The following is a 26,144-nucleotide window of genomic DNA, read 5'->3' on the forward strand; positions in this document are numbered from 1 at the left end:
GACTCCTCGCTCCCACGGATTCATTCTGGGGGAACGAGGAGTGTTTAACGATTGAGGCGGCCCTTCATCATCTAAGGGGCCGTGCGGCATTTAGCCGAGGCTCCTCATGAAGTTGTCGAACTGAGCCTTCGCTGTAGGGGAGACAGTGATGATCAGCGCTGCCAACTGGGAGCCCACCGTGATCACGCCGCCGACCAGGGCCACGATCGTGGAGATGCTCTTGAACTGGTTGCTCTGGGTGTAGTTCGAGATGCGGTTCAGACCGGACGAGCCGAAGGGACCTTCCTTACCGGCTTCGGAGCTGGCACCACCGTTGTCCCACTTGCCCTTGGTCGGGTCGAGGGCGTTCGGGTTCTCCTCCTCTTCTTCGTCTTCGTCCTTATCCTTCCCAGGCTTATTCGGTGCCGGCTTGGTTTTACCGTTGTCGTCGTCTCCGTCCTTATCCTTCGGAGGTGCCGGCTTGGTTTTACCGTTGTCGTCGCCAGTCTCGGAGGGGGCGTCATCGTTGCCGGAGGTAGTGTCACCGTCGTTGTTAGTGCCGGTGTCGGCCGATGTGTTGGACTCGTCGGCGGCCTGGGCGACGGCCGGTGCGGCGCTGAAAGCCATTGCGGCGGAAAGTGTTGCGGCGATGAATGCGGTGCGCTTCTTCACGAAGGACTCCTTCTGCACTGAATACGTTCGGGTAAAGCTAATAGGAACCTCGAAAGAGCTTACGCCCCACGACAACTAATGCCAAGGGTTTTCGCGGGCTGCTCTGCTTGGCCCAGCCTTTGTCAAGGCCGGAGCTGGTGCAGAGGAAAGGTGATGACTCCGTCGTCCAATTCCGCAGTGATGCCTGTGCCAGTGATCACGGCGGTGAATGAGGGTGCACGTCCTTCGTGATTGATGGCTTCGACGGCTTTCTTGAGGGATTTAGCGCCACGCTCAACTCCGCCGAAACCAGTCTTGACCTCGATAGCTCCCCATCGGCCATCGGGGAGTGTCAGCACTGCATCGATCTCATTCCCGTTCGAGTCGCGGTAGTGGTGGATAGCTCCACCCAACGATTCGATCATGACCGCAAGGTCGTGAATCACGGCAGATTCGAAGAGCAGGCCAGTGGTCTCGGGGTCTTGTTCCAGTGAAGCGGAGGTGGCGCCCAGAGCTGCGATGGCGAGTCCAGCATCTGCGAGGTGGTATTTCGGGGACACCCGCAGACGTGCCTTGGAACGGAGCCGCGGTGTCCAAGCGGCGACTGCTTCGACGACAAAAATGCGCTGCAAGCTGTCCAAGAGCTTGTTCACCGTTGGCAGCGAGATGCCCGGGCTTACCGCATCTAGGTCTTTCCGTAACGTGGCCACGGAGACTTCGCCTGCAGTTGACCGCGCGATCGCAGCAATGAGTCGTTCGGTCGCTAAGGGCGAGATGCGGAGATCCACCACCCGCTGCATGTCGGCTCGGGCTGCCTCCGTCAGGTAACCACGCAATTGAGTGAGCACGACTTGCTCGTTCGTGTCCTGATAGCCGGGAAAACCTGGCCGGAGCAGATCGCGGATGACCTGTTGGTAGGAGATTTGTTTTGCATCTGGAAGTGGGGACTCGCCGTTGAACAACGATTCGAGAGAAACCGCCGGCTCATAGTCTGCCTTCTCAAAAAGTGTCAGAGTGCGCTGCCGCATGCGCAGGAACCGTGCGGCGCCTGTGTGGCGAGTGAGATCATCTGCCGGCACAGCCGAGCCTGCCAAGATGAACTGCCCCGGCTCCCCGGCCTGGTCGATGGCGCGACGGGCGAGATTGAACAGATCCGGTGCAGTCTGCCATTCGTCCAGCAGCCGGGGTCGCGGGCCCGCGAGCACGGACTCAGGTACGAGTCGCGCTACTTGGTTGGTGGCGGGATCGTCAACAAATGCGAAGGACTCGCAGTGGTACAACCCGGTCATCGTCTTGCCGCATCCGCGCGGACCTTCGATGATGACGGCGCCGCTGGCCTGCAGCAAAAATTCGACTCGAGTGTCGACGATCCGTGGACGGTAGCGGCGGCCTGCTAGCTGTTTAGTATCCACACCAATCCCTCCTAATTTATGTTTTGCAGCAAGTGTAGTTTATGTTTTGCAGTAATCATAGTTTATGTTTTGCAGATTCTGGGGCGGGGAACCTGCTGGAAACGCGGCGGTCTTCGGTCGTGGAGCACGCTCGCGGCGTCCGGAAATTTTCGGTTCACATGCGCTTGAGGGGCCATGTGTGAGTCTATGATTGCTCGGTATGACACATTCGCCTGATTTCTCACCCGTCCATGCAGCAGACATCCAAGGGGCACAGGCGAGCATTTCGAGCATTATTGCGCCGACTCCGTTGCAGTATTGCCCGCGTTTATCGCAGGCCTACGGGGTGGAGGTGTATCTCAAGCGCGAGGACCTGCAGGATGTGCGGTCGTACAAGATCCGCGGCGCGTACTACAACATCAGCAACCTCACCGAAGAAGAGAAAGCGGCGGGTGTCGTCGCGGCGTCGGCAGGCAACCATGCGCAGGGTGTCGCGTACGCGTGCCGCTCGATGGGCATCGACGGAAAGATCTTCGTGCCGAAGCGCACGCCCAAGCAGAAGCGTGACCGCATCAAGGTGCACGGCGGGGACAATGTGGAGCTCGTTCTCGTCGGCGACACCTTCGACGAAGCGGCAGAAGCAGCGCGCAAGGACGCACAATCACGCGGTGCCACCATCGTCGAGCCCTTCAATGCGCGCAATACCGTGATCGGCCAGGGCACCGTGGGCGCTGAGGTGGTCTCCCAGCTGTCGGGTCTGGGCAAGTCGCTCGACTCCATCGTCGTCCCAGTCGGCGGCGGCGGACTGCTCGCCGGCATCACGTCCTATCTGGCCGACATGTCGCCACGCACCGCGGTCGTCGGCGTGGAACCTGCAGGCGGCCGATCGCTGCAGGCGGCGCTCGATGCCGGCGAGCCAGTGACGCTGGAGACCATCGATCCGTTCGTCGACGGTGCCGCGGTCAAGCGCATCGGCGACGTGAATTTCAAGATCATCGAGGAAAATCTCGGGCGCTTGCACGTTGTGGCAGCCGATGAAGGAGCGGTGTGCACGTGCATGCTCGCCCTGTATCAGAACGAGGGCATCATCGCGGAGCCCGCGGGCGCCCTGTCAGTAGCGGCGTTGGCAGATGTGAACCTGACACCTGGCAGCACCGTTGTGTGCGTCATTTCCGGCGGCAATAACGATGTTCTGCGCTACGCCGAGATCATGGAACGGTCCCTGGTGCACCGGGGACTGAAGCACTACTTCTTGGTCAACTTCGCGCAGGAGCCGGGCCAGCTGCGCCGCTTCCTCAACGACGTGCTCGGCCCCGACGACGACATCGCGTTGTTCGAGTACCTGAAGAAGAACAACCGCGAGACCGGCGCGGCACTCGTCGGCATCGAGCTCGCCCGTGCATCCGATCTCGACCCGCTGCTCGAGCGCATGGAGGAGGCTGCATTCGACTGCCGCCGGCTCTTCCCGGGCACCCCCGAATACGATTTCATTGTCACTGGCTAGCGCCTGATGATGGCGAATCCCCAGGGCTCCAGCTGAGTCTCGTCAGCGGTGACAGTGGGGGAGCCGAATGAGTAGATGAGCTCCCCGCCCGCAGGGACGGTGACCGGCTGGTCAGTGAAATTCGCCGCGAGGAAGACATCGTCGTAGCCCATGGTCAGCCAGGAATCGGAATGATCGACTTCAAGCTCGCGCAGATCTTCGCGGGCGAGGTTCAATTCGCGGCGCAGGGTGATCAGCGTCTTGTATGCCTCGTGCATTGCGGAGGCATCGTCGTTGGCATTCCAGTTCAGCTTCGCTGATGCAAAAGTAGCTGGATCAGCCGGATCAGGGACCTCGTCGAAGTCCCAGCCGTAGCGCGCGAATTCGTGGGCGCGTCCCTGACGGGTCAGTTGCATCAGCTTCTCGTCAGTGTGGGAGACGAAGAAAGGAAACGGTGTCTGCGCGAAGGATTCCTCACCCATGAAGATCATCGGCGTGAACGGGCTGAAGAAGATCACGGCGGCTTTCAGCGCGTGCTGGGCCAACGTGAGATTCTGCGACGGGCGGTCGCCCTGCGCGCGGTTGCCCACTTGGTCGTGCGTCGTGGTGTAGGTGATCAGCTTCCACGGCGGGATCGTCGACAGATCCAGTGCACGACCGTGGGTGCGGCCGCGGAAGCTGGAGTAATGGTTACGGAACCGGAAGCCGTGGCGTAGCGTGTCCGCGAGAATCTCAATCGTGCCGAAGTCTTCGTAATATGCGTTATTTTCGCCGGTGACGACGGTGTGGAGGGCATGGTGGACGTCGTCAAGCCACTGCGCGTCCAGGCCGTAGCCACCGACGGAATAATCGGAGATGATCCGCGGATCATTCAGGTCGCTTTCGGCGATAATGATCGGGTTCGGTCCGAATTCCGCCTCCACTTCGTCGGCGAGCATGTTGATCTGCTCCATGATCGAGTACGCGTTGCGGTCATCGTAGGAGTGCACCGCGTCGAGGCGTAGCCCGTCGATGTGGAATTCGGTGAGCCAACGGCGGACAGCGTCCAGCACATACGCCCGGACCTCGTCCGAATCGGCGCCGGAGAAGTTGACCACGTCACCCCACCCCGTGGAACCCGACGTTGTGTACGGCCCGAATTGGCCGTTGTAATTGCCGTCGGGCCCGAAGTGGTTGAACACAACATCCAGATACACGCCCACACCGCGACGGTGTGCGGCATTGACCAGACGTTTAAGCCCGTCCGGCCCGCCGTAGCTCTCCTGCACCGCGAACCAGTCCACACCGTCGTAGCCCCAGTTGCGCTCGCCGCCGAAAGGCTGGACGGGCATCAGCTCGATCGTGGTCACGCCCAAGTCCACAAGATAATCAAGCTTATCGACGACTCCGTCGAACGTTCCCTCCTTACTGAACGTTCCCACGTGGAGCTCGTAGATCACTTGCCCCTTGAGCTCGTAACTGGTCCAGTGCTGGTCGGACCACTCGAATTCGGGATCCGTCACCGCAGACAGGCCGTGCACTCCGTCGGGCTGGCGGGTCGAGCGCGGGTCGGGGAGGGGAGAGGTCCACGACGCGCCGTCGAAAAGCGAAAAGCCGTAGCGCTGACCTGGAACCTTCTCGATATCGCTCAACCACCAACCCGTGCGCGCGTCGTCGCGGCGCATCGGGTGCTCGACGCCGTCGACCACCACTTTCACATCGTGCGCGTACGGGGCCCACACATCGAACTTCATATCTTTAACCCTAAGTAAAATGGTCCGGCGATGGTGACAACATATTCATTGCCTGTCGCGGGTGAGCCGACGGTGAGCGAGATCGAGATCAAACTTGCAGAAGCGTGACCGCGGTGCTGGTAGACCGACTAAGAAAGAGCGCCGCGAGCTAGACAAACTGCGTGGCAGGCGCGGCTAAGCGTGGAGCGGGAAGCGCCGCCAGGGAGAGTTCGGGTCGATCAATGCTTCCGTGAGAATGTGGTCGAACAACTGGAGTTCACCTTGCATGTCGTCTGCGTTGTCCCTGATGGTGTCGGCTGACCAAATGGCGCGACCCCACCAGAAGCTGGCTGCGGCATCCGCCCAAGACCGGAAGTGCTTCTGCAGCTCGGCGACAGCGCGCGAGGCGTAGCTGGAGTACTCCTCAGGGGTGATGAGCCCGACGAGCGCGGCTGTCGCGCCTGTCATTTCCACCCGCATGATGTCCCAAGCGCGGGTCGTTGCCGGGGCTGACGGCGCGTTAACGTTCGCGAACGAAGGGTGGGTGCGCACAGCTATCCAGTGGTCGAAGTCGGTCCAGAGCTGCTTCGGATCCATCCAGTTGGAAATAGCCAAGTGCTCCAGGAAGATCTCCATCGTCCGGCGGCGCGCCGCAAAATCCTGCGAACGCCATTCCTGCGGGGCGAACTCACCCGTGAGCATTTCGGCTGTGTGCAGCACGGCATCCGACGACGCGGTGTGCATGTCGCCGGCGATGAGCATCTCCATCATTTGACGGGCTCCATCAGCCGAGGTGATGCCCCACGAGTGCTCAAGCATGCGCTTGTATTGCACGCGATTTTTCTTTACAGGCAACGTGGGAGTGTCCACGGTCCGGTCGTGTGCCACTCGGTACGGCAGGGCGAAAACCGCCTCCAGCACCGTCTGACGGTCCGGCTGCGGGGTGCTCCATTCCCACAGGTCAACTGCCATATTTTCGGCCTTGGCGCGGGGACGTTCGAACCGTGCGGCGGTGATGGCGGTCATCAGGGGATTCCTTCCTCGCAAGACGAAATTCGCGCAATACACATGTTAACCTGCGTTACGTGGTCAATGAGAACGAGTTTGTGCGTAAAGCGTTGGAGCGCTGTGGTGACACCCAGATCGCACCGGCCGTCGTGAATGACGTCATGCATGTGCTCGGGCCTGGAGAGGAAATCCTGGAGGTGGCACTCACGAGTGCTCCCGGGTTCACGTCAGCATGCGTGTGCACGACTTCGCGTCTGTTTCTTGGCACTGCGCCAGGCCAGGTGACAGTGATCGACCACGCCTGGCTCACCGGCTTCTGTGGTCGCCCGTACGGGCCCGCAGAAGAGCTAACGCTCACACTCAAGGCCGTGGACGGGGAAGTGAACTGGATCGGATTCAATCGCACTGGACTGATGCGTATCTTGCACGCCCTTGATTTCGCGATGCAGAGCCCGGCACCGGAAGCAACTATTCCAGAACTGTTCAACAAGTGGATCGATGTCCAGCAGGAAGCGAACAATGTTGAGATGACTCCCGAGCAGTTCGAACTGAACATCCGCGAAGCGATCGGAGAGGGCAAGTGGCTGACATAAACACCTACCCGGAGCCGAGGGCCGCCTTCTCTGGCGACGCGCTTCTACCCGATCCGCCGCCGAACCGGCCCCGGCCCAACTACGGGCCGAAAGTTGCGCCCCCGGCGCAGAAGGCTCATAATGGCGCCCCTTACGGTGAGGACTATGATTTCTGGCAACAGGGCCTGTCCCCGGTGAAGCTCTCCGTTCAGACGCAGCTCATTCTGGCCGCCGTGATCGTGACCATTATCGTGACTTTCGCGGTGATCTTCGTTTAAGGATCTAGCGCAGCTCTGCGCCGCCCACGCATCGAACTTCAGGTGTTCAACCCTAAGTAAAATGGTCCGGCGATGGTGACAACATATTCATTGCCTGTCGCGGGTGAACCGACGGTGAGCGAGATCGAGATCAAACGCTCCCGCTTCATCACCTGGATTGCACGAGCTGAGACCGAAGAAGAAGCACGCGATGTCATCGCACGCGCACGACACGAATTCCCCGATGCGCGGCACCACTGCTCCGCATTCATCGTGCACGTCGACGATGCCGTGCCCATTGAACGCTCCAGCGATGACGGTGAACCTGCCGGCACAGCCGGTAAACCGATGCTCGATGCACTGCGCGGCTCGGGCCTCGAATCCGCCGTGGCCGTGGTGATCCGCTATTTCGGCGGTGTGAAACTAGGCGCGGGCGGGCTCGTCCACGCCTATTCGGAATCTGTCTCCCAAGCTCTTGACGCCGTGCCACGGGCGGAGAAATCCCTTCGCGAACTCGTCGCAGTCGACCTTCCTCATGCCGATGCCGGGCGGATTGAAGCGGAACTGCGCACCCACGGCATCGACGTCGTCGACGTGGCCTACGGCGCGCACGCGAGTTACCGGCTCGCCATTGCCCCCGGAACCCGCGACGATTTCGATGAGCTGCTCGCCGCCGTCACCCAAGGAAACGCAACCGCGCGCGAGGCGGGAACAATGTGGGTGGAGCGCGCCCGCTAAACTTATGCTCATGACTCTTCAGCCCCGCCCGAATAACCCGATCGAAGCCCGTAAACAGGCCGTGCGCCGCTACTCTCGCAACGGAGTGGCTTGCGTCGGTGGCGGTGTGCTCGGCGGTGTGGCGCTGGGCCTGATCTTCTCCTCCTTCTGGTTTTGGTTCGCCCTCGGCATGGTCGTCGCTGTGGGCGGCGGGCTGTACAACTACAGCAAGATCCAGAAGATCATCAACCACCAGGACAACTACTAATTCCGTGGCTGGTGCTGAACCGGACGGCAGCCCCGTCCGCATCGACGTGTGGGTGTGGGCCGTCCGCATGTACAAGACCCGCTCCGAAGCCGCCAACGCGGTGCGCGCCGGTCACGTCAAGCTCAACGGCAACGCCGTGAAGCCATCCACCCAAGTCGTGCCGGGCGACCGAGTCAAAGCGTGGAAAGACTACCGGGACATCGAGTATGAAGTGGTGCAGACCCTTCGCAAACGCGTCGGTGCACCTGTAGCCCGGACCTGCTATATCGACCACTCGCCGCCGCCTCCGCCAAAGGAGTACTTCTACTCCATGCCGAAGCGCGACCGGGGTGCTGGCCGCCCGACCAAGAAGGAGCGGCGCGAACTCGACCGGCTGATGGGCCGGCGCTGAACAAGGAGTCCTGGATGTGGGCATCCTCGGCGAGGATGTGAACCCCAAAACTTAGTTAGCCCAGGTCGGCGAAAATGCCCTGAAATCCGCGACCTGGGGTAACTCATTTCTGGGGTTAACATCTAGAAAACTGAAATCCAGGGGGCTGAGTTTGAGCGGCGCTACACGTCGGTGTGGGCAGCGACCAAAAGCGCCGTCGGCAGGACGTCCAGGACATCGCGGACGAGGACCGTGCCCGTGAAAGTCGAGCCAGTGAGCCGGTCCGTCCACTCGCCCTCGGGCAAGGTGACGGTGGTCTCGCCCCATCCGCCGCGGTCCTCCAACAGGAGCGGGCGTCGGGTGGCTAGCGCGACAACAGCGAGGCCGTCAGTGCCCCGCGCCATGCCGACGAGGTGGCTCGCAGCCTCGCCCACGCCGAAGACTGCCTGGTAATCACCGTCCAAGAAAATGTCCGGGTGTTCCCGGCGGAGGTAGACGCCCTCGTGGGTGACAGCTTGCTTGGCGCGGTCGATGATGCCGGCCAGGTGCGGATAGAGGCCGGGCTGCTCGTCGTCCGCCGCGGCGTCGCGGGCCCGGATCAATTCGGCGTGGACGCGGCCGGACAACGCCGCCTCCTTGAACTGTTCCAGTGTTTGCTCCCGGGCCACGTAATCGACAAAGCGGCGGTTGTCCGGGTCGACCAGCGACAAATCCCAGAATTCCTGGCCCTGGTAGGTGTCCGGGATACCGGGGCCGATGAGCTGGAGCATCTTCCGGCCGAGGGAGACTTGCACGGCACCGCGGTGAATCTCACGGAGGAAGTCATCGATCATGGGGGCGGCGGGGCCGTCGATAAGCGCGTCGACCCAGTCCATGATCGTCCGTTCGAAATGCTCCTCGTTGTCGAACCACGACGTGTGCACGCCAGCTTCGCGCACTGCTTTGATGGCGTAGTCCTTAAGGCGCTCGCGGATGGTGTCGGTGCTGCCGTCGGTCAGCCAGATGCCGATGATGTTCTGGAGGAGGAAATGCGCCGTCGCATCGTCTGGCGCGGGGACCAGGGCGCTGATCTGCTGGGCCAGCTCCGCGAAGTCCTTGTGGCGCTCGGTGAGCTCGATGATGCGGGCGCGGGTGTCCTCGCTGCGCTTCGTGTCGTGGGTGCTCAGCGACGTCATGGCGTGCGGCCACAGCATGGAACGCTCCTGCTGGAGCAGGTGGAATTCCGCAGCCGACACCCCGAACCGGCCGGGCGCGCCGCCGACCTCCTGGAGCGCGACGAGGCGACAGGCCCGGTAAAACAGCGTGTCCTCTACGCCCTTTGCCATGACGGCACCACAGACCTGGGCGAAGCGTGTCTTGGCTTCGCCGTTCGCGAGAAACGCCGCAGAGATCAGATCGAGTGCTCCGCGGCGGGACGGGAAGCGCCGCACCATGTCCGCCACGATCGTTGACGTCTGGCGGGATAGGGAGATATAGTCCGCGCGGTAAACCGGCATAGCGGCGACGAGGTCGATGACAGTGCGTTCCAGATCCTCGTCGGTCACGTCCGCGCCGGCCGTGGAGAAATTATCGCGGCGGATGGCGCGGGTCAGGCGGCGGACCTCAGCGGCCAGCTCTGACTGCGCCACGTCTCGTTTGAGCTGGTGTTCGGCTGCGGCGATAGCTGCTTCATCCCATGTTGAGCCGGACTGCTGGAGGGAGAGCATGCTCAACGAATCCTCGGCGTCGCGGGAAATGAAAATGCCGTCGAGCTCCCGCAGCGCGTCGTATCCGGTGGTGCCGTCGACGGCCAAACGCGGGTCGAGCGGTTCCGTGACACCGAGAATCTTCTCGGCAACCAGCCACCGGTCCTTCCCGATTAGATCCCGCAAGCGGTTCAAATAGGTAAATGGGTCGGCGAGTCCGTCCGGGTGGTCCACGCGGACACCATCGATCAGGTCTTCTGCGATGATCTGGCGCAATGTGCGATGGGTGTGCTCGAAGATGAGCGGGTCCTCCTGGCGGATGCCCGCCAGGCCGTTGACGGAGAAGAAACGGCGGTAGGAGATCACTCCGTCGCGCCAGAACATGAGGCGGTAGTTCTGCTTTTCGTAGACCTCGCGCGGATCATCGTCGAGGCTGGAAAAAGAGCCCGGCGCGAGGGGGAAATAACTGTCGAAATAGGCGAGCACCGGCTCATCGATATCGTCGAGATAAGTCAGTTCGAATTTGTCCTCGTCGCCCGGCTGGCCCAGCACGGGGAGCCCCAGTTTGCCGCCTGCGCCGTTGTCCTCGTGCCAGTCGATGTCGAAATACGACTCGAATTCCGAGTCTTGCCCGTTTTTGAGTACGTCCCACCACCAGGCATTCAACTGTGGTGTCTCCACACCGAGGTGATTGGGCACAATATCCACGATCAGACCGAGTCCCGCCGCGTGCGCTTCCGCCGCTAGGTGGCGTAGCCCTTCGATTCCGCCGAGTTCCGGGTTCACCTCGGTCGGGTCTGTCACGTCGTAATTGTGGTTGGACTCCGGATACGACGTGAAGATCGGGGAGAGGTATAGGTGGGAGACCCCTAACTCCTTCAAGTAGGGGACGAGAGCGGCGGCATCGGCGAAGGTGAAACTTCGGCCCGCCGGGTCCGCTTTCGCGCCGCGCAATTGCAACCTGTACGTCGAGGTGATCGGACGGGGCATGTGCGGACACTCCTTATCGTCGTGACACTGTGTGGTACACCCTCACACACTAGTGAGATGAAGCCGCGCTCTCACCGCTTCCGCAGTCATGATGGTTGACCGGAAAACCGTAGGAATAGGTGAATACCGCAGCAGCCGGGAATTCCTCGCGTACCTGGCGCGCATCTGCGTCGAGAACAAAGAGCTCTTTGTGGTCGCGGGTGAGAAACACCAGTGCTGCTTCGGGGGAGAGGATCTCCGTGAAATGTGCGTGGAGCACTCTGAACGTCCGCGGATGCGCCAGCCACGCTGCCGGCGGATGCGCACCGCCTCGCACTTCGAGGCCCCGGGGTGCTGCATCCCCTAGTGCGAAAGATGCGTTGCGCACCGTGAATTCGATTCTGTCGTGCTGCGTGCGCAGCAAGGTGTCGGCGGCGGTATCCCAGGCTTGCTGCGTGCTCAATTCCATGTGCCCCAGATCAAGCGGTGTCAGTAAACGCCCGTCTGGGGCTTTCAACAACGCCACATGGTCGCGGGAGAGCGCGACATATGCCGGCTTGGCCGATGAACCCGGGTGCGCCCAGCCGGTGGACTTCACAGCACGCGTCCGCGGAGCGGGAACAGCGTGCAGTGCACTCGCTGGGAGCTGAGCGACGGCCAACCCGGCGGATGAAGACACCGGGGACGGGACGGAAACAGGGACAGGAGTAGGAACGGCAGGTGGTGCAGGATTCAGCGCGACATTCATGCCTTTTTAGACTGCGCTGACCCAGCCCGCGGTTCCCTCGCCGCCGAAATTTCTTTAAAACGGGGGCTGCTCGTTCAACCCGAGAATGTCCAGCAGTTTGTCCGCGGGCCAAATCTCAATCTCTTGGCCCTTTTCCATCAGCTCGCGGGCGCGCTTCTCCTTGGAGGTCATCGACGCCCATTCGCCGACGACGAGAATCGTCGTCTTCTTGGTCACGTTCTTGCCCACCTGGCCGCCACGTGCAGCGATGCCGTCCCACAGCTGGCCTTTGTCGAAGGGCTCGAATTCGCCGGTGAGCGTGATATTCTGCTCGTAAAGCGGGGACTTTGGATCCGCATCGACAGCCGGTTCCGGGATCGTGTCCGGGGTTGCCACCGACTGCCACGGCGCAGGGCCGCGGCCGGATTGTCCGGAGCTCCCGTTCTCGTCTGGCTCGCTCTTCTCCTCAGCAGCGGCGGCGGACTGCAAGGCCGTCTGCGCGCCGGAGAGGTCTTTGAGCACAGGGGTGACGCGGGCAGTGCCGACGGATCCCAGGGCGAAGCCGGTGGAATGGACGTATTCGGCCAGCGTGCCGGTGTGCTCTGCGCGCCGGGCGAGTCCGAGCATCACGCCTGCGCACGCTTCCGCATCGGCGGCGGCATCGTGGTGGTTGTCGAGTGTGACACCGAAATGCTCTGCCACCGTAGGCAAACGGTGGTTGGCCACGCCCAAGTCAGCGGCGCGCGACTGCGCCAGCGTGCACGCGAAGGTGATGTGCGGAATCTCCGCGCCCGAGGCCTGCGCCGCGTAGCGGATAGCGGAGGCATCGAAATACGCGTTGTGCGCCACGACGGGCAGGTCGCCGACGAAGTCCGTGAATCGCTCAAACAGCTCACCGACAGCGGGCTCATCGGCGACGGCGTCTGCCGTGATGCCATGGCAATCGACATTGAACGGATCAAACTCGTCGATGCCTTCCGGCGGGCGGCACAACCACGATGCGCGCTCGACGATCTCGCCATCGATGACGCGCACCAGCCCGATTTGGCAGACCGAACCCCAATTCTGGTTCGCGGTTTCGACATCGAAAGCAACAAAGCTGAAGCCTGGAATGCTATCCGCGCTGATCTTCTTGCCCGAACGCGCGGCATCCACGATGGCCTGCAGCTGTTCCGGCCCTTTCTCGTCGCCCGGGACGAAACGAATAACAGTCTCACCAGCGCCGCCAGCAAGGACGACACGTGCGCCATCCCAGTCATCGCCGGGAAGCACGCTTATCGACGACATCTCCGCCAGCGGGAGCACCACCGCCTCTGCCGTGCCGGTCAACGCGGCTTCAAGCGGATCCGGGTGAACCTCCAGCGCGGAGTCGGTGACCAGGATTCGGGCACCGTGCGTGTTAATCATCTGCGCCCTGTGCCTCCTCGACGCCTTCGGCCTTCTTGTCGTCTTCGTTGTTTTCGTTGTTCTCCTCGTTCTCGTTGTTCTCGTCGAAAATCGGAGGCTCGATCTGGCGGAGCACGATGGTGGAGCGCGCTGGCACATTCTTGGTGCCGCCGGCTTCGATCTCTTCGGTCTCTGCCGGGTGACCGAGGGGTTCGGTGGTGTCGATGAGAACTTCCCACTTCGCGCCGAGGGTCTTCGACGGCAGGGTGAACTCGATGTCCTCGTGGAAGGCGTTGAACATCAACAGGAAGGAATCGTCGGTGACCTGCTGGCCGCGTGAATCCGGCTCAGCGATCTGGCTGCCGTTGACGTATGCCTGCAGCGCCTTGCCGAAAGCGAAGTCCCAGTCGTCCTGCGTCATCATTCGGCCGTCGGGCGTGAGCCACGCGACATCGCGGTCCTGGGCGTCAGTGCCCAGCGGGCCACCAGCAAGGAAGCGGCGACGACGGAAAACCGGGTGGTTCTTACGGATGGCGATTAGGCGCTTGGTGAAGTCGTGCAGGTCGTCGCCCACCTCCAGACGGTCCCAGTTCATCCAGGACGTCTCGTTGTCCTGGCAGTACACGTTGTTGTTGCCGCCCTGAGTGCGCGCGAATTCATCACCGTGGGCGATCATCGGTGTGCCCAGCGAGAGCAGCAGCGTGGTGAGGAAGTTGCGGCGCTGCTGCGCACGCAGCTTCAAGATTTCTTCATCGTCGGTCGGGCCCTCCACACCGCAGTTCCAGGAGCGGTTGTGGCTCTCACCGTCGCGGCCGTCCTCTTGGTTCGCCTCGTTGTGCTTCTCGTTGTAGCTGACCAGGTCGTTGAGGGTGAAGCCGTCGTGCGCGGTGATGAAGTTGATGGACGCGGTGGGGCGACGGCCATTGTGGTTGTACAGGTCCGACGAACCAGTCAGACGTGACGCGAACTCACCGAGCGTGGCAGGTTCGCCGCGCCAGAAATCACGCACCGTGTCGCGGTACTTGCCGTTCCACTCGCGCCACAGCGGCGGGAAATTGCCCACCTGGTAGCCGTTCTCGCCCACATCCCACGGCTCGGCGATGAGCTTGACCTGGGACACGATCGGGTCTTGCTGCACCAAATCGAAGAAGGTAGCCAGGCGGTCCACATCCGAGAACTCGCGGGCCAGGGTGGATGCGAGGTCGAAGCGGAAACCATCGACGCGCATCTCGGAGACCCAATAGCGCAGCGAATCCATGATCAGCTGCAAAGAGTGCGGGTCACGGACGTTCAGCGAGTTACCGGTGCCGGTGTAGTCCATGTAGTGGAACCGGTCGTCGTCGACAAGCCGGTAGTACGCCTCGTTGTCGATGCCGCGGAAGGCGATCGTCGGGCCCATATGGTTGCCTTCTGCCGTGTGGTTGTACACGACGTCGAGGATGACCTCCATGCCCGCTTCGTGGTACGCACGGACCATGCCCTTGAACTCGGCGACAGCGTCACCCGGCTTCTTGCTGGCCGCGTAGTCCTGGTGCGGCGCGAAAAAGCCGAAGGTGTTGTAACCCCAGTAGTTGCGGAGGCCGAGGTCGCGCAGACGATCGTCCTGCAGGAACTGGTGGACCGGCATGAGCTCCACCGAGGTCACCCCGAGGTCCTTCAAATAGGAAATGACGCTCGGGTGGGCAAGCCCGGCGTAGGTGCCGCGGAGATCTTCCGGCACATCCGGGTGCAGCTGCGTCATACCTTTGACATGCAGCTCGTAAATAATCGCGTCGTTCTCCGGAATGCGCGGAGACCTGTCATCGCCCCAATCGAAGAACGGGTTGATCACCACAGACTTCATCGTGTGGCCGAGTGAGTCCTCCTCGTTGCGTCCGGTGCCCGGCTCCTCGGCGTGAATGTCGTAAGAGAACAAGGACGAATGTCCGTCGAATTCGCCGTCGAATGCGCGGGCGTATGGGTCGACCAGGAGCTTGGACGGATCGCAGCGCTTGCCGTTTTCCGGGTCCCACGGGCCGTGGACGCGGTATCCGTAACGCTGGCCAGGCAGGACGCCCGGCAGGTAAGCGTGCCAGACATGATTGTCCACCTCTTCGAAGTTGACGCGCACTTCATTTTCTTCACGGTCGATCAGGCAGAGCTCCACCTTCTCGGCGACGTTGGAAAAGATGGCGAAATTGGTGCCAGCACCGTCGTATGTAGATCCCAGGGGGTAGGAGGATCCAGGCCACACCTGGATGGTCTGCTCATTCGCGCTCGGATTTGTCATGAGACCCGATGTTAATAGAAATCGGGGTGCGTGATGCACCTAGTGCGGGTCCGCGTCGAGCCCCGCGAGAAGGAGATCCACAGCAGCATCGACCTGCTCGGCCGAACCATAAAGAACCTGCTTTTCACCTGCAGTTATTTCTCGAAGTTGTGTGCCAGCCTGGTGGAGGCTCGTGGCGCCCAAGGTGAGATAGAGCAGTCCGGCGGCCGCCGACTCAGGCGGGTCTCCGTCAAAGCTCGCCCGTATTCCGTCGAGCAATGCGGGAAAGACAGAGGAGTCGGCCTGGGACGCGGCGGTGGAGACCACGTCGGCGCCGTCGATATGCGATAAAAGCGCCTCGCGCAGAGCCGCGCAGAATTCTTTGGGTCCGGGATGCGGGGATATGAGCACAGGGGCGACGATCTCGTCGGCCATCGCGGCGATGAGTGCTTGTTTGCTGTCAATATGCCAATACAAAGCGCCCGGGGCGACACCCAAGGACGCGGCGACCCGGCGCATGGAAACATCGGCGAGACCGTAGGAATCCAAGATCTCCACGGCTGCTCGGGCGATCACCGGGCGGGACAGTTGCATGCTATAACAGCGTACACGCAGCTCCCCGGCCATTCTCACAGCTAGTTCATGGCATCTTCAACGCCCCACAGTTAATGGGAATCACGTGGCCGTTGCTATGATCTGATGTGCACTGAAAGCAACACTAAGCAATACGCGTTATCAAAGATGTTCTCGCGTCACATGACGCGGTGGCTTTCGCCGGGACATCGGTAGGCCCCACTGTTTCGAAGAGGGCTTCGGATAACGGAACAGTTTGAGGAGACTTCTTTTATGACGTTGACCATCGCTCCGAAGAAGACGGTCGCGGCAGCTATTCTCATCGCACCTTTGGCTCTTGCTGCCTGCGGGTCCAACGAGGACGAGAATGTCGCCGAGGGCATGGCTACCGAGACCAATGTCGTCACTGTCGATCCGGAGGCTGAGAAGCCTGCGGACGATAAGGAGAAGAAGGACGGCGACGACAAGGATAAGGACAAGGACAACAAGGACGAGGAGTCCAAGCCTGAGGACGCACCGAAGCCGGAAAACGACCCTGCGGCGCAGGGCGTGCCGAATGAGGGCGCAGCTGGGGTGGTCAACCCGTTCGAGGACGGCACGCTGCCGACCGTCGAGGCGAAGCCTGTCGAGGGTGGCCAGGAGGCCAGCGAGTCAGACGTCAAGGGCATGACCGAAACGATGAACAAGATCTACAACCCGAAGGATCTTGTCTCCTGGTCCCGCGTGATTATGGAGAACTCCTGCCAGAAGGTCGTCGACCAGACCAACCAGGAGCTGGCGGGCCGCGGCACCTCCCTCGAGCAGACTGAGCGCGAGATGCAGCAGGCAGTCGACGCAGCGCGAGCTGCGGGCCGCCCGTTGCCGCCGGTCCCGCAGACCCAAGCGGAGCTTAGCGACGTCCGAGTGGACGGCGACTCCGCCTCCGCCACCGTGACCGTCAATACCAACGGCCAGACCGAGTCTGGCGTCCAGCGCTTCCAGCGCGAGGGCGGCCAGTGGAAGGTGTGCAACTAAGTCATTCCCCGCGTATTTCCCAGCCTTTCGGCTGGGGCGCGGGGCTTGTTGCGCTTGGGGGCATTATCGCCGCGCTTGTCGGCGGCGTGTGGGGCCTTACTCGTCCGGGCTATTCCGCCACCGTCGATGATGGCGGCGCACGCATCGACCCGGCATTGAACGCAGATAATGTCGAGTTCATTTCTTTTGTCGGCTTCGTTGTTCTGACCACACTGCTGGGTCTATTGATCGGCGTTGTGGCTTTTCTGACCGCGGGAAAACGCGCGGGGATCGGGCGGATGCTGTTCACCATTGCCGTGGCGGCGTTTTCAAGCTGGACGTTATTTATTCTCGGCACCTGGTCCGCGGAGCTGTACCACAGAGTACCTGATCCCCATGATGTGGTGCCGGGGCAGACACTGACCTTTGTGCCGGTCCTGCGCCCGGGGCCCGCGTGGCTCGCGGGGCCGTTTGTCGCGGCATTGGCGTATTGGCTCGGCGCGGTTTCATCGGTGGGAAGTGGCCCGGCGCCGCGTGACGCCGAATATGATGAGCGCCATGCTCAATGTGACTGATCTTCGTGGACGCACTCCTTCGACATCCGAGCTGCGCCGGGTTCTGCCCCGGGGCGGCATGGATATTGCATCGGTGGTTCCCACTGTCACTCCGATCATTGAGGACGTGAAGCAGAGCGGCGCCGCAGCGGCGCTCGACTACGGCGAGAAATTCGATTCGATCCGTCCCGACACTGTGCGGGTGCCGGACGAGGTCATCGCCCGCTGCGTTGAGGATCTCGACGGTGAGCTCCGCGCCGCCCTGGAAGAGGCGATTGCGCGGATCCGTGCAGTCCACGCCGCACAGAAACCGTCTGAGCACACTATCGACGTGGCCGACGGAGCCACGGTCACCGAGGTCTTCCTCCCAGTGGAGCGCGTCGGCCTCTACGTGCCGGGCGGTAAAGCGGTCTACCCGTCGTCGGTGCTCATGAATGCCATTCCGGCGCAGGAAGCAGGGGCAGAATCGCTCGTGGTGTGCAGCCCGCCGCAGGCGGAACACGGTGGATGGCCGCACCCGACGATCCTCGCGGCGTGCGCGATGCTCGGTGTGGATGAAGTCTGGGCCGTCGGCGGTGCGCAGGCGGTCGGCCTCATGGCCTATGGCGATGATGCGGAGAACCTCGAGCCTGTCGATATGGTCACCGGCCCCGGCAATGTCTTCGTTGCTGCCGCAAAACGCGTGGTCAACGGGGTAGTCGGGATCGATGCAGAAGCGGGGCCGAGCGAGATCGCGGTGCTCGCGGACGATTCCGCGGATCCGGTCCTTGTCGCCGTGGATCTGATCTCTCAGGCAGAGCACGATGAGAATGCTGCGTCGGTGCTGATCACGGATTCGGAGGAATTCGCAGCCGCCGTCGACAAGGAGATCGACGCGCGAGCAGCGCAGACCCTCAACGCCGACCGTGCGGCGACGGCGCTTGGCGGGCAGCAGTCCGGCATCATTCTCGTCGACGATCTCGCCGCAGGCATCGCTGTTGCCGATGCGTATGCTGCAGAGCACCTCGAGATCCACACACGCAATGCCGCCAATGTGGCAAGGAAGATCACGCACGCCGGCGCGATGTTCGTCGGACCATTCTCCCCGGTGCCGTTGGGTGACTACATCGCAGGCTCGAACCACGTGCTGCCCACGTCTGGCACAGCACGTTTCACCCCGGGACTGTCCACCCACACATTCCTGCGCCCAGTCAACATCATCGAATATGACGAGAAAGCTCTCGCCGAAGTCGGGCCGCACATCATCACCTTGTCCGGCGACGAGCAGCTTCCCGCCCATGGTGAAGCGATCAAGGCTCGCACCGAGAAATAGTGAAGGGACGACAAGGAGAAACAATGACTGAGCCCAATCAGCAGAACCAGCTTGCCCTGTCCGACCTGCCGCTGCGTGAGGAGCTGCGAGGCGAGTCCCCGTACGGCGCGCCGCAGTTGAGCGTGCCGGTGGCGCTGAACACGAACGAGAACCCGTACCCGCCGTCGGATGAGCTCATTGCGGACCTCGTCGAGGAGGTCCAGCGGGTCGCTGCAGGACTGAACCGCTACCCGGAGCGTGACGCGGTCGAGCTTCGCGACGACCTCGCCGCGTACGTGTCCAAGCAGACCGGTGTCACAGTCACGCGCGACCATGTGTGGGCGGCGAACGGCTCAAACGAGGTGCTCCAGCAGCTGCTTCAGGCCTTCGGTGGGCCGGGCCGCACCGCGATGGGGTTCGTGCCCAGCTACTCCATGCACCCGATTCTCTCGTCGGGCACACAGACCGAGTTCATCGGAATTCCGCGCGGAGAGGACTTCCGCGTCGATGTGGATCTGGCCGTTCGCGAGATCAACGAGCAAAAGCCTGATGTGGTCTTCGTGACCACCCCGAATAATCCGACGGGCGATGTCACCGCGCTCGCTGACATAGAGCGCATCACCGAAGCAGCCCCTGGCATCGTGATCGTGGATGAGGCGTATGCGGAATTCTCCCCGTCGGCATCCGCTGTGTCGTTGCTGGAGAAGTACCCGGCCAAGCTCGTGGTCTCCCGAACCATGTCGAAGGCCTTCGATTTCGCGGGAGGCCGTCTCGGCTATTTCGTCGCCGCCCCCGCCTTCATCGAGGCAGTCATGCTCGTCCGCTTGCCGTACCACCTTTCGGTCCTGTCACAGGCGGCAGCGCGGGTGGCGTTGCGGCATGCGGGGGAGACGCTGGGGAACGTCGATAAGCTTGCGTCTGAGCGTGAGCGCGTTCAGGCTGCGCTGCTTCAGCTGGGGTACGAGGTCGTGGACAGCGAATCGAATTTCCTCTTCTTCGGCGATTTCGACGATGCGCACGCAGCCTGGCAGGAATTCCTCGACCGCGGGGTGCTCATCCGTGATGTCGGCGTGGCTGGACATTTGCGTGTGACAATCGGGTTGGATGAAGAAAACGACGCGTTCTTGGCTGCAGCGAAGGAGATTAAGGATAATGACTGACCGGATCGGCACAGCGACGCGCACGACCAGCGAGTCGGACATTTCGGTCGAGATCAACCTCGACGGCACGGGCAAAGTCGAGGTGGACACCGGCCTGCCGTTCTTCGACCACATGCTCACCGCATTCGGCACGCACGGCAGCTTCGACCTGAAGGTCAAGGCGGAAGGCGACACGCACATCGACGCGCACCACACGGTCGAGGACACCGCGATCACGCTGGGCTGGGCGCTGATCGACGCGGTGGGGGACAAGTTGGGCATCCGCCGCTTCGGCTCCATGGCCCTGCCGATGGATGAGACCCTCGTCGAGGCCGTCGTGGACATCTCCAACCGCCCGTACTTCGTCATGAACGGCGAGCCGGAATCCATGGCGTGGCAGATCATCGGCGGACACTACGCCACGGTGATCAACCGCCACTTCTTCGAGACACTGGCGTACAACGCGCGCATCACCCTCCACGTCAACGTGCGGTACGGCCGCGACCCTCACCACATCACGGAAGCCGAGTACAAGGCGGTCGCGCGCGCACTGCGCCAGGCCTACGAACGCGATCCGCGCGTTGAGGGCGTACCCTCTACCAAGGGCGCGCTTTAAAGCACGCTTATCGACGTCAGCGTTGTTCCGCTAACCGCCGCGCCCAACGCTGATTTTCGGGCTTTTCCAACTGTGAATCCTCACGGTTGGTGGGAGCCTGATTTTTCTTGTTGGAACCGTCCGGTTCCTTTTTTCTTTGTGCAGTCGATGTGAGTTTTGGGAGGGTTTTCACCGTGGGTTCCCCGCAAGGGACTGGTCCGGACGATGCTTCCCAGACTGAGGTCAATTCGGTCTGGGAGGCATCTGGCTTCATTCCGACTCTGGTGGCGGTCGCCGCCGCTTTCGGTTCGTGGGCGCTGTTGCTGCCGGTCGTGCCGGTGGCAGTTCTCGATGCAGGTGGCTCCCACGCCCTCGCTGGTGCGTCGACAGGCGTGTTCATGGCTGCGACTGTGCTCACGCAGGTCTTCATGCCGCGGTTGCTGCGCCGGTTCAGCTACCGCTCCGCGATCGCCGTTTCGGCGGTGCTGCTCGGTGTCCCGGCGCTGGCGTTCATGTGGAATATGGACCCGTCGGTGGTCCTTGCGGTGAGCGTGGTGCGCGGTATCGGCTTCGGCGCGATGACTGTTGCTGAGGCCGCGATCATCGCTGAGCTTGTGCCTCGCAAACTGCTGGGTAAGGCCTCCGGTGTCTTCGGCGCTTCGAGCGGCTCCTCCCAGATGATCGCGTTGCCGTTGGGCCTGTTCCTCAGCGAGAAAATCGGGTACGAACCCGTGTGGATCATAGCCACAGTGATCGCCGCCGTCGGCGGCTTGGCGTGTGCTGCTATCCCGCCCATCAAGGGGGCCCAACCCGACCCGGTGGCCAGCGGCGCGATGTCCGCCCCGACGTGGAAGCTCGTGCTCGTGCCCACCCTGGCGCTGGCCATCGCCGCGATGGCGTACAGCCTGATCGCCAACTTCCTGCCCGATGCCGCCCGCGACACGGGGATCACCTCCGGCACCACGCTCGGTGGCCTGATCCTGGCGGTGATCAACCTGGCAGTCATGTCGGCGCGCATCTTCACCGGTGTCGTCGCCGACCGCCGCGGCGAGCCGGGCACCCTCATGATCCCGTTCCAGATCGCCGCCGCCATCGGTATGTTCGGCTTCGCCGCCTGCCTGGCTACCAGCGCCCACCCAGTGTGGATGGTCGTCTCCGCGATCTTCTTCGGTGCCGGCTTCGGCGCCGTGCAGAACGAATCCTTGCTCAGCATGTTCTACCGGCTGCCCCAGTCCAAGGTCAGCCACGCTTCCGCCGTGTGGAATGTCGGTTTCGACGGTGGCCAGGGCATCGGCTCCTTCATGTTCGGCGGCATGATCGCCGGTCTCGGCGCCGCGGGAGCGTTCGCTGCCTCTGGTGCCGTCGTCATCGCCGGCATCGCCATGACGACGACCGACTGGATCATCGGCCGACGCCGCCTCCGGCGATAGGGGCGCTAGACTTCCCACTCATGAGCAATGTGGTGGCCCTTCTGGATTACGGTGCAGGAAATCTCCGCTCGGCGCAGCGTGCGCTCGAGCATGTCGGGGCGGACGTGGTGGTCACGCGCGACCCCATGATCGCGGTGGAGGCAGACGGTCTGGTTGTGCCGGGGGTCGGGGCATTCGACGCGTGCATGCGCGGGTTGAAGGGCGTCGCCGGGCCGCGCTTGATCGGGCAGCGGTTGGCTGGCGGTCGGCCGGTGCTGGGGATCTGCGTGGGGCTGCAGGTGATGTTCGAGAAGGGAGTCGAGCATGGCATCGAGGCGGAAGGGTGCGGGGAGTGGCCGGGGGTCGTCGATAAGCTTGATGCCCCTGTCTTGCCGCACATGGGCTGGAACACCGTCGATGTGGCGGACGGCTCTGAGATGTTCGCGGGGTTGGATGCGGACACGCGGTTCTACTTCGTGCACTCCTATGGCGTGCAGAACTGGGAGATGGCCGAGGATGACTTCATCGCCGCGCCGAAAGTCTCGTGGTCGCAGCATGGCAATTCGCGGTTCGTCGCAGCCGTGGAAAACGGCCCGCTGTGGGCCACGCAATTCCACCCGGAGAAGTCTGGGGATGTCGGTTTGACGTTGTTGCGGAATTGGGTCGGCCATCTGAATTAGACTGCGGATATGAGTTTCACTGTTCTGCCCGCAGTAGACGTCGTCGATGGCCAGGCTGTCCGCCTTGATCAGGGGGAAGCCGGGACGGAGAAGAATTACGGCGCCCCGCTGGACGCGGCGCTGCAGTGGCAAGAAGAAGGCGCGGACTGGTTGCACTTCGTCGATCTGGATGCGGCGTTCGGGCGCGGCTCCAACCACGAGCTGATGGCGGAGATCACCAAGACGCTGTCCATCAACGTGGAGCTGACCGGCGGCATCCGCGACGACGCGACGCTTCAGCGCGCGCTGGCAACGGGTGCGAAGCGCGTCAATATCGGCACGGCTGCGTTGGAGGACCCGGACTGGGCGGCCGAGGCGATCGCGAAGCACGGCGACAAGATCGCCGTCGATATCGCCGTGCGCGAAGAAAACGGCGAGTGGCGCACGAAGGGCCGCGGTTGGACATCGGACGGCGGCGACTTGTGGGAGGTCCTCGAGTTTTTCGATTCCGCCGGGTGCGCGCGTTTTGTGGTCACCGATGTGAGCAAGGACGGCACGCTTGCTGGCCCGAATATGGACCTGTTGCGCGAGGTCTCCGCGGCCACCGACGCTGCTGTGACGGCGTCGGGCGGCGTGTCCACACTCGCCGATATCGCCGAGATCGCGCGTTACGCCGATGAAGGCATTGACAGTGTGATCGTGGGCAAGGCTCTCTACGAGAAGCGCTTCACGCTGCGCGATGCCCTCGCAACCGCGGCCGCGCCGGGGGACGAGTAGGGCGCAATGCAGGCAGACGAGTTGAACAGGTTCCTCGCGGTCGCGGAGGAAGCTGCGGATATCGCGCGCCAGCAGTTCGTCGAGGGGCTCGGGTCAGCACCAGCGCTGTATAAAAGCTCCAACGACTTCGCCACAGAGGTGGACCTGCAGATCGAGACGACGCTGCGCAAGCACCTCACCGAATCCACGGGGATTCCTGTGCTCGGCGAAGAAAAGGGAGGGCAAAAGCTTAGCGACGCCCTGTGGGTCGTCGACCCCATCGACGGCACCGCTAATTTCTCCTCGGGCAACCCGAATTGTGCGGTGCTGATCTCCCTAGTGGTGGATGGCCAGCCGGTCGTTTCCGTCACGGATGTGCCGATGTTGAATATGCGTCTTTCCGCCACCGAAGGTTCCGCCCTCACGCTGAACGGAAGGCAGCTTCCGCGTATCGACGAAGTCAAGCCGGTGAGCAACCAAGTCGGTGTGGGCACTGTGGGCACCGACGACACGAGCCGTGTTCCGCCCGACAGCCGCCTGAAGCTGATCAAGGCACTCGAATACTCCAATATGCGCCCGCGGATCAGCGGATCGGTCGGCCTTGACTTGGCTTTCGTCGCGCAAGGAATCTACGAGGCCACCGTGAGCTTCTCGCCGTTCCCGTGGGACAACGCCTCCGGTGTGCTCCTCGCGCGCTGCGCCGGCGCCGTTGTCACGGACGTGGATGGCAAGCCGTGGGAGTTGGGCTCCCTCGGTGTCATCGCTGGGTCGCCCGAAGTGCATGCTTCAGTGCTGCGTACCATGAAGTCCATTCAGCGTGAAGCCGGAAGGAAGTGATTGAGCCATGGCCGTGGCAACCAGGGTGATTCCGTGCCTAGACGTGGACAACGGCAGGGTCGTCAAGGGCGTGAACTTTGAAAACCTGCGTGATGCAGGCGACCCGGTGGAGCTGGCCAAGCTCTACGGTGAACAGGGCGCAGACGAGCTGACCTTTCTCGACGTGACCGCTTCCAAGCAAGGCCGCGGCACGATGCTCGACGTGGTGCGCCGCACCGCCGACCAGGTGTTCATTCCGCTCACCGTCGGCGGGGGTGTGCGTACGGAAGACGATGTGCGCGAGCTTTTGCGTGCTGGCGCAGACAAAGTCTCTGTCAACACCGCGGCTATCTCCCGGCCGGAGCTGTTGCGCGAGCTCTCCCAGGTCTTCGGCGCACAGTGCATTGTTCTATCCGTCGACGCCCGCCGAGTGCCGGAAGGCGGCACCCCGCAGCCGTCCGGATTTGAAGTGACCACCCACGGCGGCACCCGTTCCGCGGAATTGGACGCCATCGAGTGGGCTCGCACGGGCGAGAAACTCGGGGTGGGGGAGATCCTGCTCAATTCCATGGACGGCGACGGAACGAAGGAAGGCTTCGATCTCGAGCTCATCGAGCGCGTCCGCGAGGCCGTCTCCATTCCTGTGATCGCTTCCGGAGGTGCTGGCCAGGCCGAGCATTTCCCGCCTGCGGTTCGCGCCGGGGCGGACGCGGTGTTGGCCGCTTCCATCTTCCACTTCCGCGAGGTGAGCATCGGTGAGGTCAAGCAGGCGCTTGCCGACGCCGGATGCGAGGTGCGTCAGTAATGCGCGATACCCCCACCGATGAGCTCACCCCTGAGAATGCCCAGCTCAACGACGCGCTCCGTGACCGCGTCCGCTTCAATGATGCCGGGCTGGTGCCCGCCGTCGTCCAAGCCTCTGGCACAAACGAGGTGCTCATGATGGCGTGGATGGACGAGCATGCGCTCGCCTACACCCTGGCCACGCGCCGCGGCACCTACTACTCCCGTTCCAGGTCCGAATACTGGATCAAGGGACTCACGAGCGGCAATACTCAGTACGTGACGGAGGTACGCCTCGACTGCGACGGCGACACCGTGCTGATGAAAGTGGAGCAGCGGGGCGGAGCCTGCCACACTGGCGACCGGACCTGCTTCGATGGTGACCTACTCCTCGCACCGGAGGAAGGACGATAATGAGCGACACTGACGGAACGACCGAGCCAGTCCAGGACAAACGCCATGCCCGCCTGGGCGCCCTGCTGATGGGAATCGGAGCGCTGGTGCTCTGGTTGGCTTCGCGCGTGAGCTGGATGACGGTCAATTACGAAGATGACCGCACGGGTAACGGCGCCGTGGACGTCAACGGCGCCACCTGGTCGACGGAGGTCACAGCGGTGGTGCTGTTGCTGCTCGCCGCCACAGTGGCTGGGCTGGCTTTGCGGCGCTGGGGCCGCCGTCTCGTCGGCGCAGTCGGAGCTATCGCAGCCGTGGCTGTGACCATTCCGCCGCTCGGGCTGCTGGCGGGTTCGCCGGACCCGGAACGCGCTAAAGCATTGCTGACCCTGGGCGGTGAGGAAACGGCTATCGGCAGCACCGTCGGTGAGACTGCGATCCCGGAGTGGGCGAATATTTCCAGTATCGATGTTGCCGCACTTGGCCCCATCGCAGCTGTGCTGGGTGCACTCGCCGCCGCTGCTGGCGGCCTTCTGCTCGCGGTCCGACCCGGCTATGACGCGGCGACGGTGAATAAGTACGAGAAGACATCGCAACGCCGCGAGAAAATTGAGCAGGATCTCGAATCTGAGCCCGATTCCGGTCGCGTTCTGTGGGATGCGATCGACGCGGATCTGGACCCGACCGACACTGAAACGCGAACTGGGCCCAAGCGGACGGAGTGAAACTCCGCGCATGTAGAACACTTTTGCACCGCTTG

The 26,144-nt window shown here is 62.6% G+C and carries 27 protein-coding genes; 18 read left to right on the forward strand and 9 right to left on the reverse strand.

All coding sequences use genetic code 11. From position 1 onward, the window contains the following. Window positions 1-90 precede the first annotated feature (90 nt). Together M3G19_RS06905 and M3G19_RS06910 are read right to left on the reverse strand one after the other, a co-directional pair. Window positions 91-651, reverse strand: a complete 561-nt coding sequence (locus M3G19_RS06905) for a hypothetical protein (RefSeq protein WP_259901885.1) — start codon at window positions 649-651, stop codon at window positions 91-93. Window positions 652-773: 122 nt separating this feature from the next. Next, window positions 774-2,042 carry an ATP-binding protein gene (locus M3G19_RS06910; RefSeq protein ID WP_259901886.1) on the reverse strand — a complete coding sequence of 423 codons (1,269 nt, stop codon included), beginning with the start codon at window positions 2,040-2,042 and terminating at the stop codon, window positions 774-776. Window positions 2,043-2,241: 199 nt separating this feature from the next. On the opposite strand from M3G19_RS06910, the gene ilvA reads away from it, so the two are divergent. Then, a complete protein-coding gene (gene ilvA, locus M3G19_RS06915) occupies window positions 2,242-3,525 on the forward strand; it encodes a threonine ammonia-lyase IlvA (RefSeq protein ID WP_259901887.1) in 1,284 nt (427 codons plus the stop codon). On the opposite strand, the gene treZ is transcribed toward ilvA, so the two are convergent. Further along, window positions 3,522-5,237 (reverse strand): malto-oligosyltrehalose trehalohydrolase, encoded by a 1,716-nt coding sequence (gene treZ / locus M3G19_RS06920; RefSeq protein WP_259901888.1) that lies wholly within the window; start codon window positions 5,235-5,237, stop codon window positions 3,522-3,524. The two genes, ilvA and treZ, sit on opposite strands and share 4 nt — an antisense overlap. Before the next feature lie 174 nt (window positions 5,238-5,411). Further along, window positions 5,412-6,242, reverse strand: coding sequence for a DUF1266 domain-containing protein (locus tag M3G19_RS06930; protein WP_259901889.1), 831 nt, complete (start codon window positions 6,240-6,242; stop codon window positions 5,412-5,414). Window positions 6,243-6,301: 59 nt separating this feature from the next. Here M3G19_RS06930 and M3G19_RS06935 point away from each other — a divergent pair, with 59 nt between their 5' ends. From M3G19_RS06935 to M3G19_RS06955, 5 genes are all read left to right on the forward strand, one after another. Continuing rightward, on the forward strand, window positions 6,302-6,817 hold the full coding sequence (locus tag M3G19_RS06935; RefSeq protein ID WP_259901890.1) for a hypothetical protein: 516 nt from the start codon (window positions 6,302-6,304) through the stop codon (window positions 6,815-6,817). Then, the gene (locus tag M3G19_RS06940; protein WP_259901891.1) at window positions 6,805-7,074 is read left to right on the forward strand and encodes a hypothetical protein; all 270 of its coding nucleotides are present in this window, start codon (window positions 6,805-6,807) and stop codon (window positions 7,072-7,074) included. Before M3G19_RS06935 ends, M3G19_RS06940 begins: the two co-directional genes overlap by 13 nt. A 72-nt stretch (window positions 7,075-7,146) precedes the next feature. After that, window positions 7,147-7,791, forward strand: coding sequence for a YigZ family protein (locus M3G19_RS06945; protein WP_259901892.1), 645 nt, complete (start codon window positions 7,147-7,149; stop codon window positions 7,789-7,791). A 10-nt stretch (window positions 7,792-7,801) separates the two neighbouring features. Continuing rightward, a complete protein-coding gene (locus tag M3G19_RS06950; RefSeq protein ID WP_210571662.1) occupies window positions 7,802-8,038 on the forward strand; it encodes a hypothetical protein in 237 nt (78 codons plus the stop codon). 4 nt (window positions 8,039-8,042) lie between these two features. Beyond that, window positions 8,043-8,429: an RNA-binding S4 domain-containing protein gene (locus M3G19_RS06955; protein WP_259901893.1), complete on the forward strand. Its 387-nt coding sequence runs from the start codon at window positions 8,043-8,045 to the stop codon at window positions 8,427-8,429. A 161-nt stretch (window positions 8,430-8,590) separates the two neighbouring features. On the opposite strand, the gene treY is transcribed toward M3G19_RS06955, so the two are convergent. The 5 genes from treY to M3G19_RS06980 are packed head-to-tail and all read right to left on the reverse strand — an operon-like array spanning window position 8,591 to window position 16,017. After that, window positions 8,591-11,083 (reverse strand): malto-oligosyltrehalose synthase, encoded by a 2,493-nt coding sequence (treY, locus tag M3G19_RS06960; RefSeq protein ID WP_259901894.1) that lies wholly within the window; start codon window positions 11,081-11,083, stop codon window positions 8,591-8,593. Between the two features lie 49 nt (window positions 11,084-11,132). Continuing rightward, window positions 11,133-11,810 (reverse strand): hypothetical protein, encoded by a 678-nt coding sequence (locus M3G19_RS06965; RefSeq protein WP_259901895.1) that lies wholly within the window; start codon window positions 11,808-11,810, stop codon window positions 11,133-11,135. A gap of 54 nt (window positions 11,811-11,864) precedes the next feature. Then, on the reverse strand, window positions 11,865-13,196 hold the full coding sequence (locus M3G19_RS06970; RefSeq protein WP_259901896.1) for an exonuclease domain-containing protein: 1,332 nt from the start codon (window positions 13,194-13,196) through the stop codon (window positions 11,865-11,867). Beyond that, complete coding sequence (gene glgX / locus M3G19_RS06975) at window positions 13,189-15,444, reverse strand: glycogen debranching protein GlgX (RefSeq protein ID WP_259901897.1); 2,256 nt, start codon at window positions 15,442-15,444, stop codon at window positions 13,189-13,191. The genes M3G19_RS06970 and glgX overlap by 8 nt, the downstream gene beginning before the upstream one ends. A 39-nt stretch (window positions 15,445-15,483) precedes the next feature. Then, window positions 15,484-16,017: a TetR family transcriptional regulator gene (locus M3G19_RS06980; RefSeq protein WP_259901898.1), complete on the reverse strand. Its 534-nt coding sequence runs from the start codon at window positions 16,015-16,017 to the stop codon at window positions 15,484-15,486. A gap of 252 nt (window positions 16,018-16,269) precedes the next feature. On the opposite strand from M3G19_RS06980, the gene M3G19_RS06985 reads away from it, so the two are divergent. The 12 genes from M3G19_RS06985 (at window position 16,270) to M3G19_RS07040 (ending at window position 26,109) form a co-directional block, all read left to right on the forward strand. Beyond that, complete coding sequence (locus M3G19_RS06985) at window positions 16,270-17,010, forward strand: hypothetical protein (RefSeq protein WP_259901899.1); 741 nt, start codon at window positions 16,270-16,272, stop codon at window positions 17,008-17,010. Beyond that, window positions 16,992-17,564 carry a hypothetical protein gene (locus M3G19_RS06990; protein ID WP_259901900.1) on the forward strand — a complete coding sequence of 191 codons (573 nt, stop codon included), beginning with the start codon at window positions 16,992-16,994 and terminating at the stop codon, window positions 17,562-17,564. Before M3G19_RS06985 ends, M3G19_RS06990 begins: the two co-directional genes overlap by 19 nt. After that, a complete protein-coding gene (hisD, locus tag M3G19_RS06995) occupies window positions 17,548-18,855 on the forward strand; it encodes a histidinol dehydrogenase (RefSeq protein ID WP_259901901.1) in 1,308 nt (435 codons plus the stop codon). Before M3G19_RS06990 ends, hisD begins: the two co-directional genes overlap by 17 nt. Window positions 18,856-18,878: 23 nt before the next feature. Continuing rightward, on the forward strand, window positions 18,879-19,994 hold the full coding sequence (locus M3G19_RS07000) for a histidinol-phosphate transaminase (RefSeq protein ID WP_259901902.1): 1,116 nt from the start codon (window positions 18,879-18,881) through the stop codon (window positions 19,992-19,994). Beyond that, window positions 19,987-20,589 (forward strand): imidazoleglycerol-phosphate dehydratase HisB, encoded by a 603-nt coding sequence (hisB, locus tag M3G19_RS07005; protein ID WP_259901903.1) that lies wholly within the window; start codon window positions 19,987-19,989, stop codon window positions 20,587-20,589. The genes M3G19_RS07000 and hisB overlap by 8 nt, the downstream gene beginning before the upstream one ends. Before the next feature lie 173 nt (window positions 20,590-20,762). Then, a complete protein-coding gene (locus tag M3G19_RS07010) occupies window positions 20,763-21,998 on the forward strand; it encodes an MFS transporter (RefSeq protein ID WP_259901904.1) in 1,236 nt (411 codons plus the stop codon). Window positions 21,999-22,018: 20 nt separating this feature from the next. Next, window positions 22,019-22,657, forward strand: a complete 639-nt coding sequence (gene hisH / locus M3G19_RS07015; protein ID WP_259901905.1) for an imidazole glycerol phosphate synthase subunit HisH — start codon at window positions 22,019-22,021, stop codon at window positions 22,655-22,657. Between the two features lie 9 nt (window positions 22,658-22,666). Further along, a complete protein-coding gene (gene priA, locus M3G19_RS07020) occupies window positions 22,667-23,413 on the forward strand; it encodes a bifunctional 1-(5-phosphoribosyl)-5-((5-phosphoribosylamino)methylideneamino)imidazole-4-carboxamide isomerase/phosphoribosylanthranilate isomerase PriA (protein WP_259901906.1) in 747 nt (248 codons plus the stop codon). Between the two features lie 6 nt (window positions 23,414-23,419). After that, a complete protein-coding gene (locus M3G19_RS07025; RefSeq protein ID WP_259901907.1) occupies window positions 23,420-24,229 on the forward strand; it encodes an inositol monophosphatase family protein in 810 nt (269 codons plus the stop codon). 7 nt (window positions 24,230-24,236) lie between these two features. Continuing rightward, entirely contained in the window at window positions 24,237-25,013 is a 777-nt protein-coding gene (hisF, locus tag M3G19_RS07030) for an imidazole glycerol phosphate synthase subunit HisF (RefSeq protein WP_259901908.1), read from the forward strand. Beyond that, window positions 25,013-25,405, forward strand: coding sequence for a phosphoribosyl-AMP cyclohydrolase (gene hisI / locus M3G19_RS07035; protein WP_259901909.1), 393 nt, complete (start codon window positions 25,013-25,015; stop codon window positions 25,403-25,405). Before hisF ends, hisI begins: the two co-directional genes overlap by 1 nt. Beyond that, window positions 25,405-26,109, forward strand: a complete 705-nt coding sequence (locus M3G19_RS07040) for a TIGR02234 family membrane protein (protein ID WP_259901910.1) — start codon at window positions 25,405-25,407, stop codon at window positions 26,107-26,109. Before hisI ends, M3G19_RS07040 begins: the two co-directional genes overlap by 1 nt. Window positions 26,110-26,144: the final 35 nt, after the last annotated feature.

The organism is Corynebacterium sp. p3-SID1194 (assembly GCF_025144155.1).
Taxonomy (GTDB): domain Bacteria; phylum Actinomycetota; class Actinomycetes; order Mycobacteriales; family Mycobacteriaceae; genus Corynebacterium.

Coding starts and splice junctions, on each gene's coding strand:
- treY (WP_259901894.1), bottom strand. CDS start 11,083: ATGCCCCGTCCGATCACCTCGACGTACAGGTTGCAATTGCGCGGCGCG.
- ilvA (WP_259901887.1), top strand. CDS start 2,242: ATGACACATTCGCCTGATTTCTCACCCGTCCATGCAGCAGACATCCAA.
- hisH (WP_259901905.1), top strand. CDS start 22,019: ATGAGCAATGTGGTGGCCCTTCTGGATTACGGTGCAGGAAATCTCCGC.
- hisI (WP_259901909.1), top strand. CDS start 25,013: ATGCGCGATACCCCCACCGATGAGCTCACCCCTGAGAATGCCCAGCTC.
- hisD (WP_259901901.1), top strand. CDS start 17,548: ATGCTCAATGTGACTGATCTTCGTGGACGCACTCCTTCGACATCCGAG.
- M3G19_RS06930 (WP_259901889.1), bottom strand. CDS start 6,242: ATGACCGCCATCACCGCCGCACGGTTCGAACGTCCCCGCGCCAAGGCC.
- M3G19_RS06970 (WP_259901896.1), bottom strand. CDS start 13,196: ATGATTAACACGCACGGTGCCCGAATCCTGGTCACCGACTCCGCGCTG.
- M3G19_RS06950 (WP_210571662.1), top strand. CDS start 7,802: ATGACTCTTCAGCCCCGCCCGAATAACCCGATCGAAGCCCGTAAACAG.
- M3G19_RS06965 (WP_259901895.1), bottom strand. CDS start 11,810: ATGAATGTCGCGCTGAATCCTGCACCACCTGCCGTTCCTACTCCTGTC.
- glgX (WP_259901897.1), bottom strand. CDS start 15,444: ATGACAAATCCGAGCGCGAATGAGCAGACCATCCAGGTGTGGCCTGGA.
- priA (WP_259901906.1), top strand. CDS start 22,667: ATGAGTTTCACTGTTCTGCCCGCAGTAGACGTCGTCGATGGCCAGGCT.
- hisF (WP_259901908.1), top strand. CDS start 24,237: ATGGCCGTGGCAACCAGGGTGATTCCGTGCCTAGACGTGGACAACGGC.
- M3G19_RS07040 (WP_259901910.1), top strand. CDS start 25,405: ATGAGCGACACTGACGGAACGACCGAGCCAGTCCAGGACAAACGCCAT.
- M3G19_RS07000 (WP_259901902.1), top strand. CDS start 18,879: ATGACTGAGCCCAATCAGCAGAACCAGCTTGCCCTGTCCGACCTGCCG.
- M3G19_RS06980 (WP_259901898.1), bottom strand. CDS start 16,017: ATGCAACTGTCCCGCCCGGTGATCGCCCGAGCAGCCGTGGAGATCTTG.
- treZ (WP_259901888.1), bottom strand. CDS start 5,237: ATGAAGTTCGATGTGTGGGCCCCGTACGCGCACGATGTGAAAGTGGTG.
- M3G19_RS06985 (WP_259901899.1), top strand. CDS start 16,270: ATGACGTTGACCATCGCTCCGAAGAAGACGGTCGCGGCAGCTATTCTC.
- M3G19_RS06945 (WP_259901892.1), top strand. CDS start 7,147: ATGGTGACAACATATTCATTGCCTGTCGCGGGTGAACCGACGGTGAGC.
- hisB (WP_259901903.1), top strand. CDS start 19,987: ATGACTGACCGGATCGGCACAGCGACGCGCACGACCAGCGAGTCGGAC.
- M3G19_RS07025 (WP_259901907.1), top strand. CDS start 23,420: ATGCAGGCAGACGAGTTGAACAGGTTCCTCGCGGTCGCGGAGGAAGCT.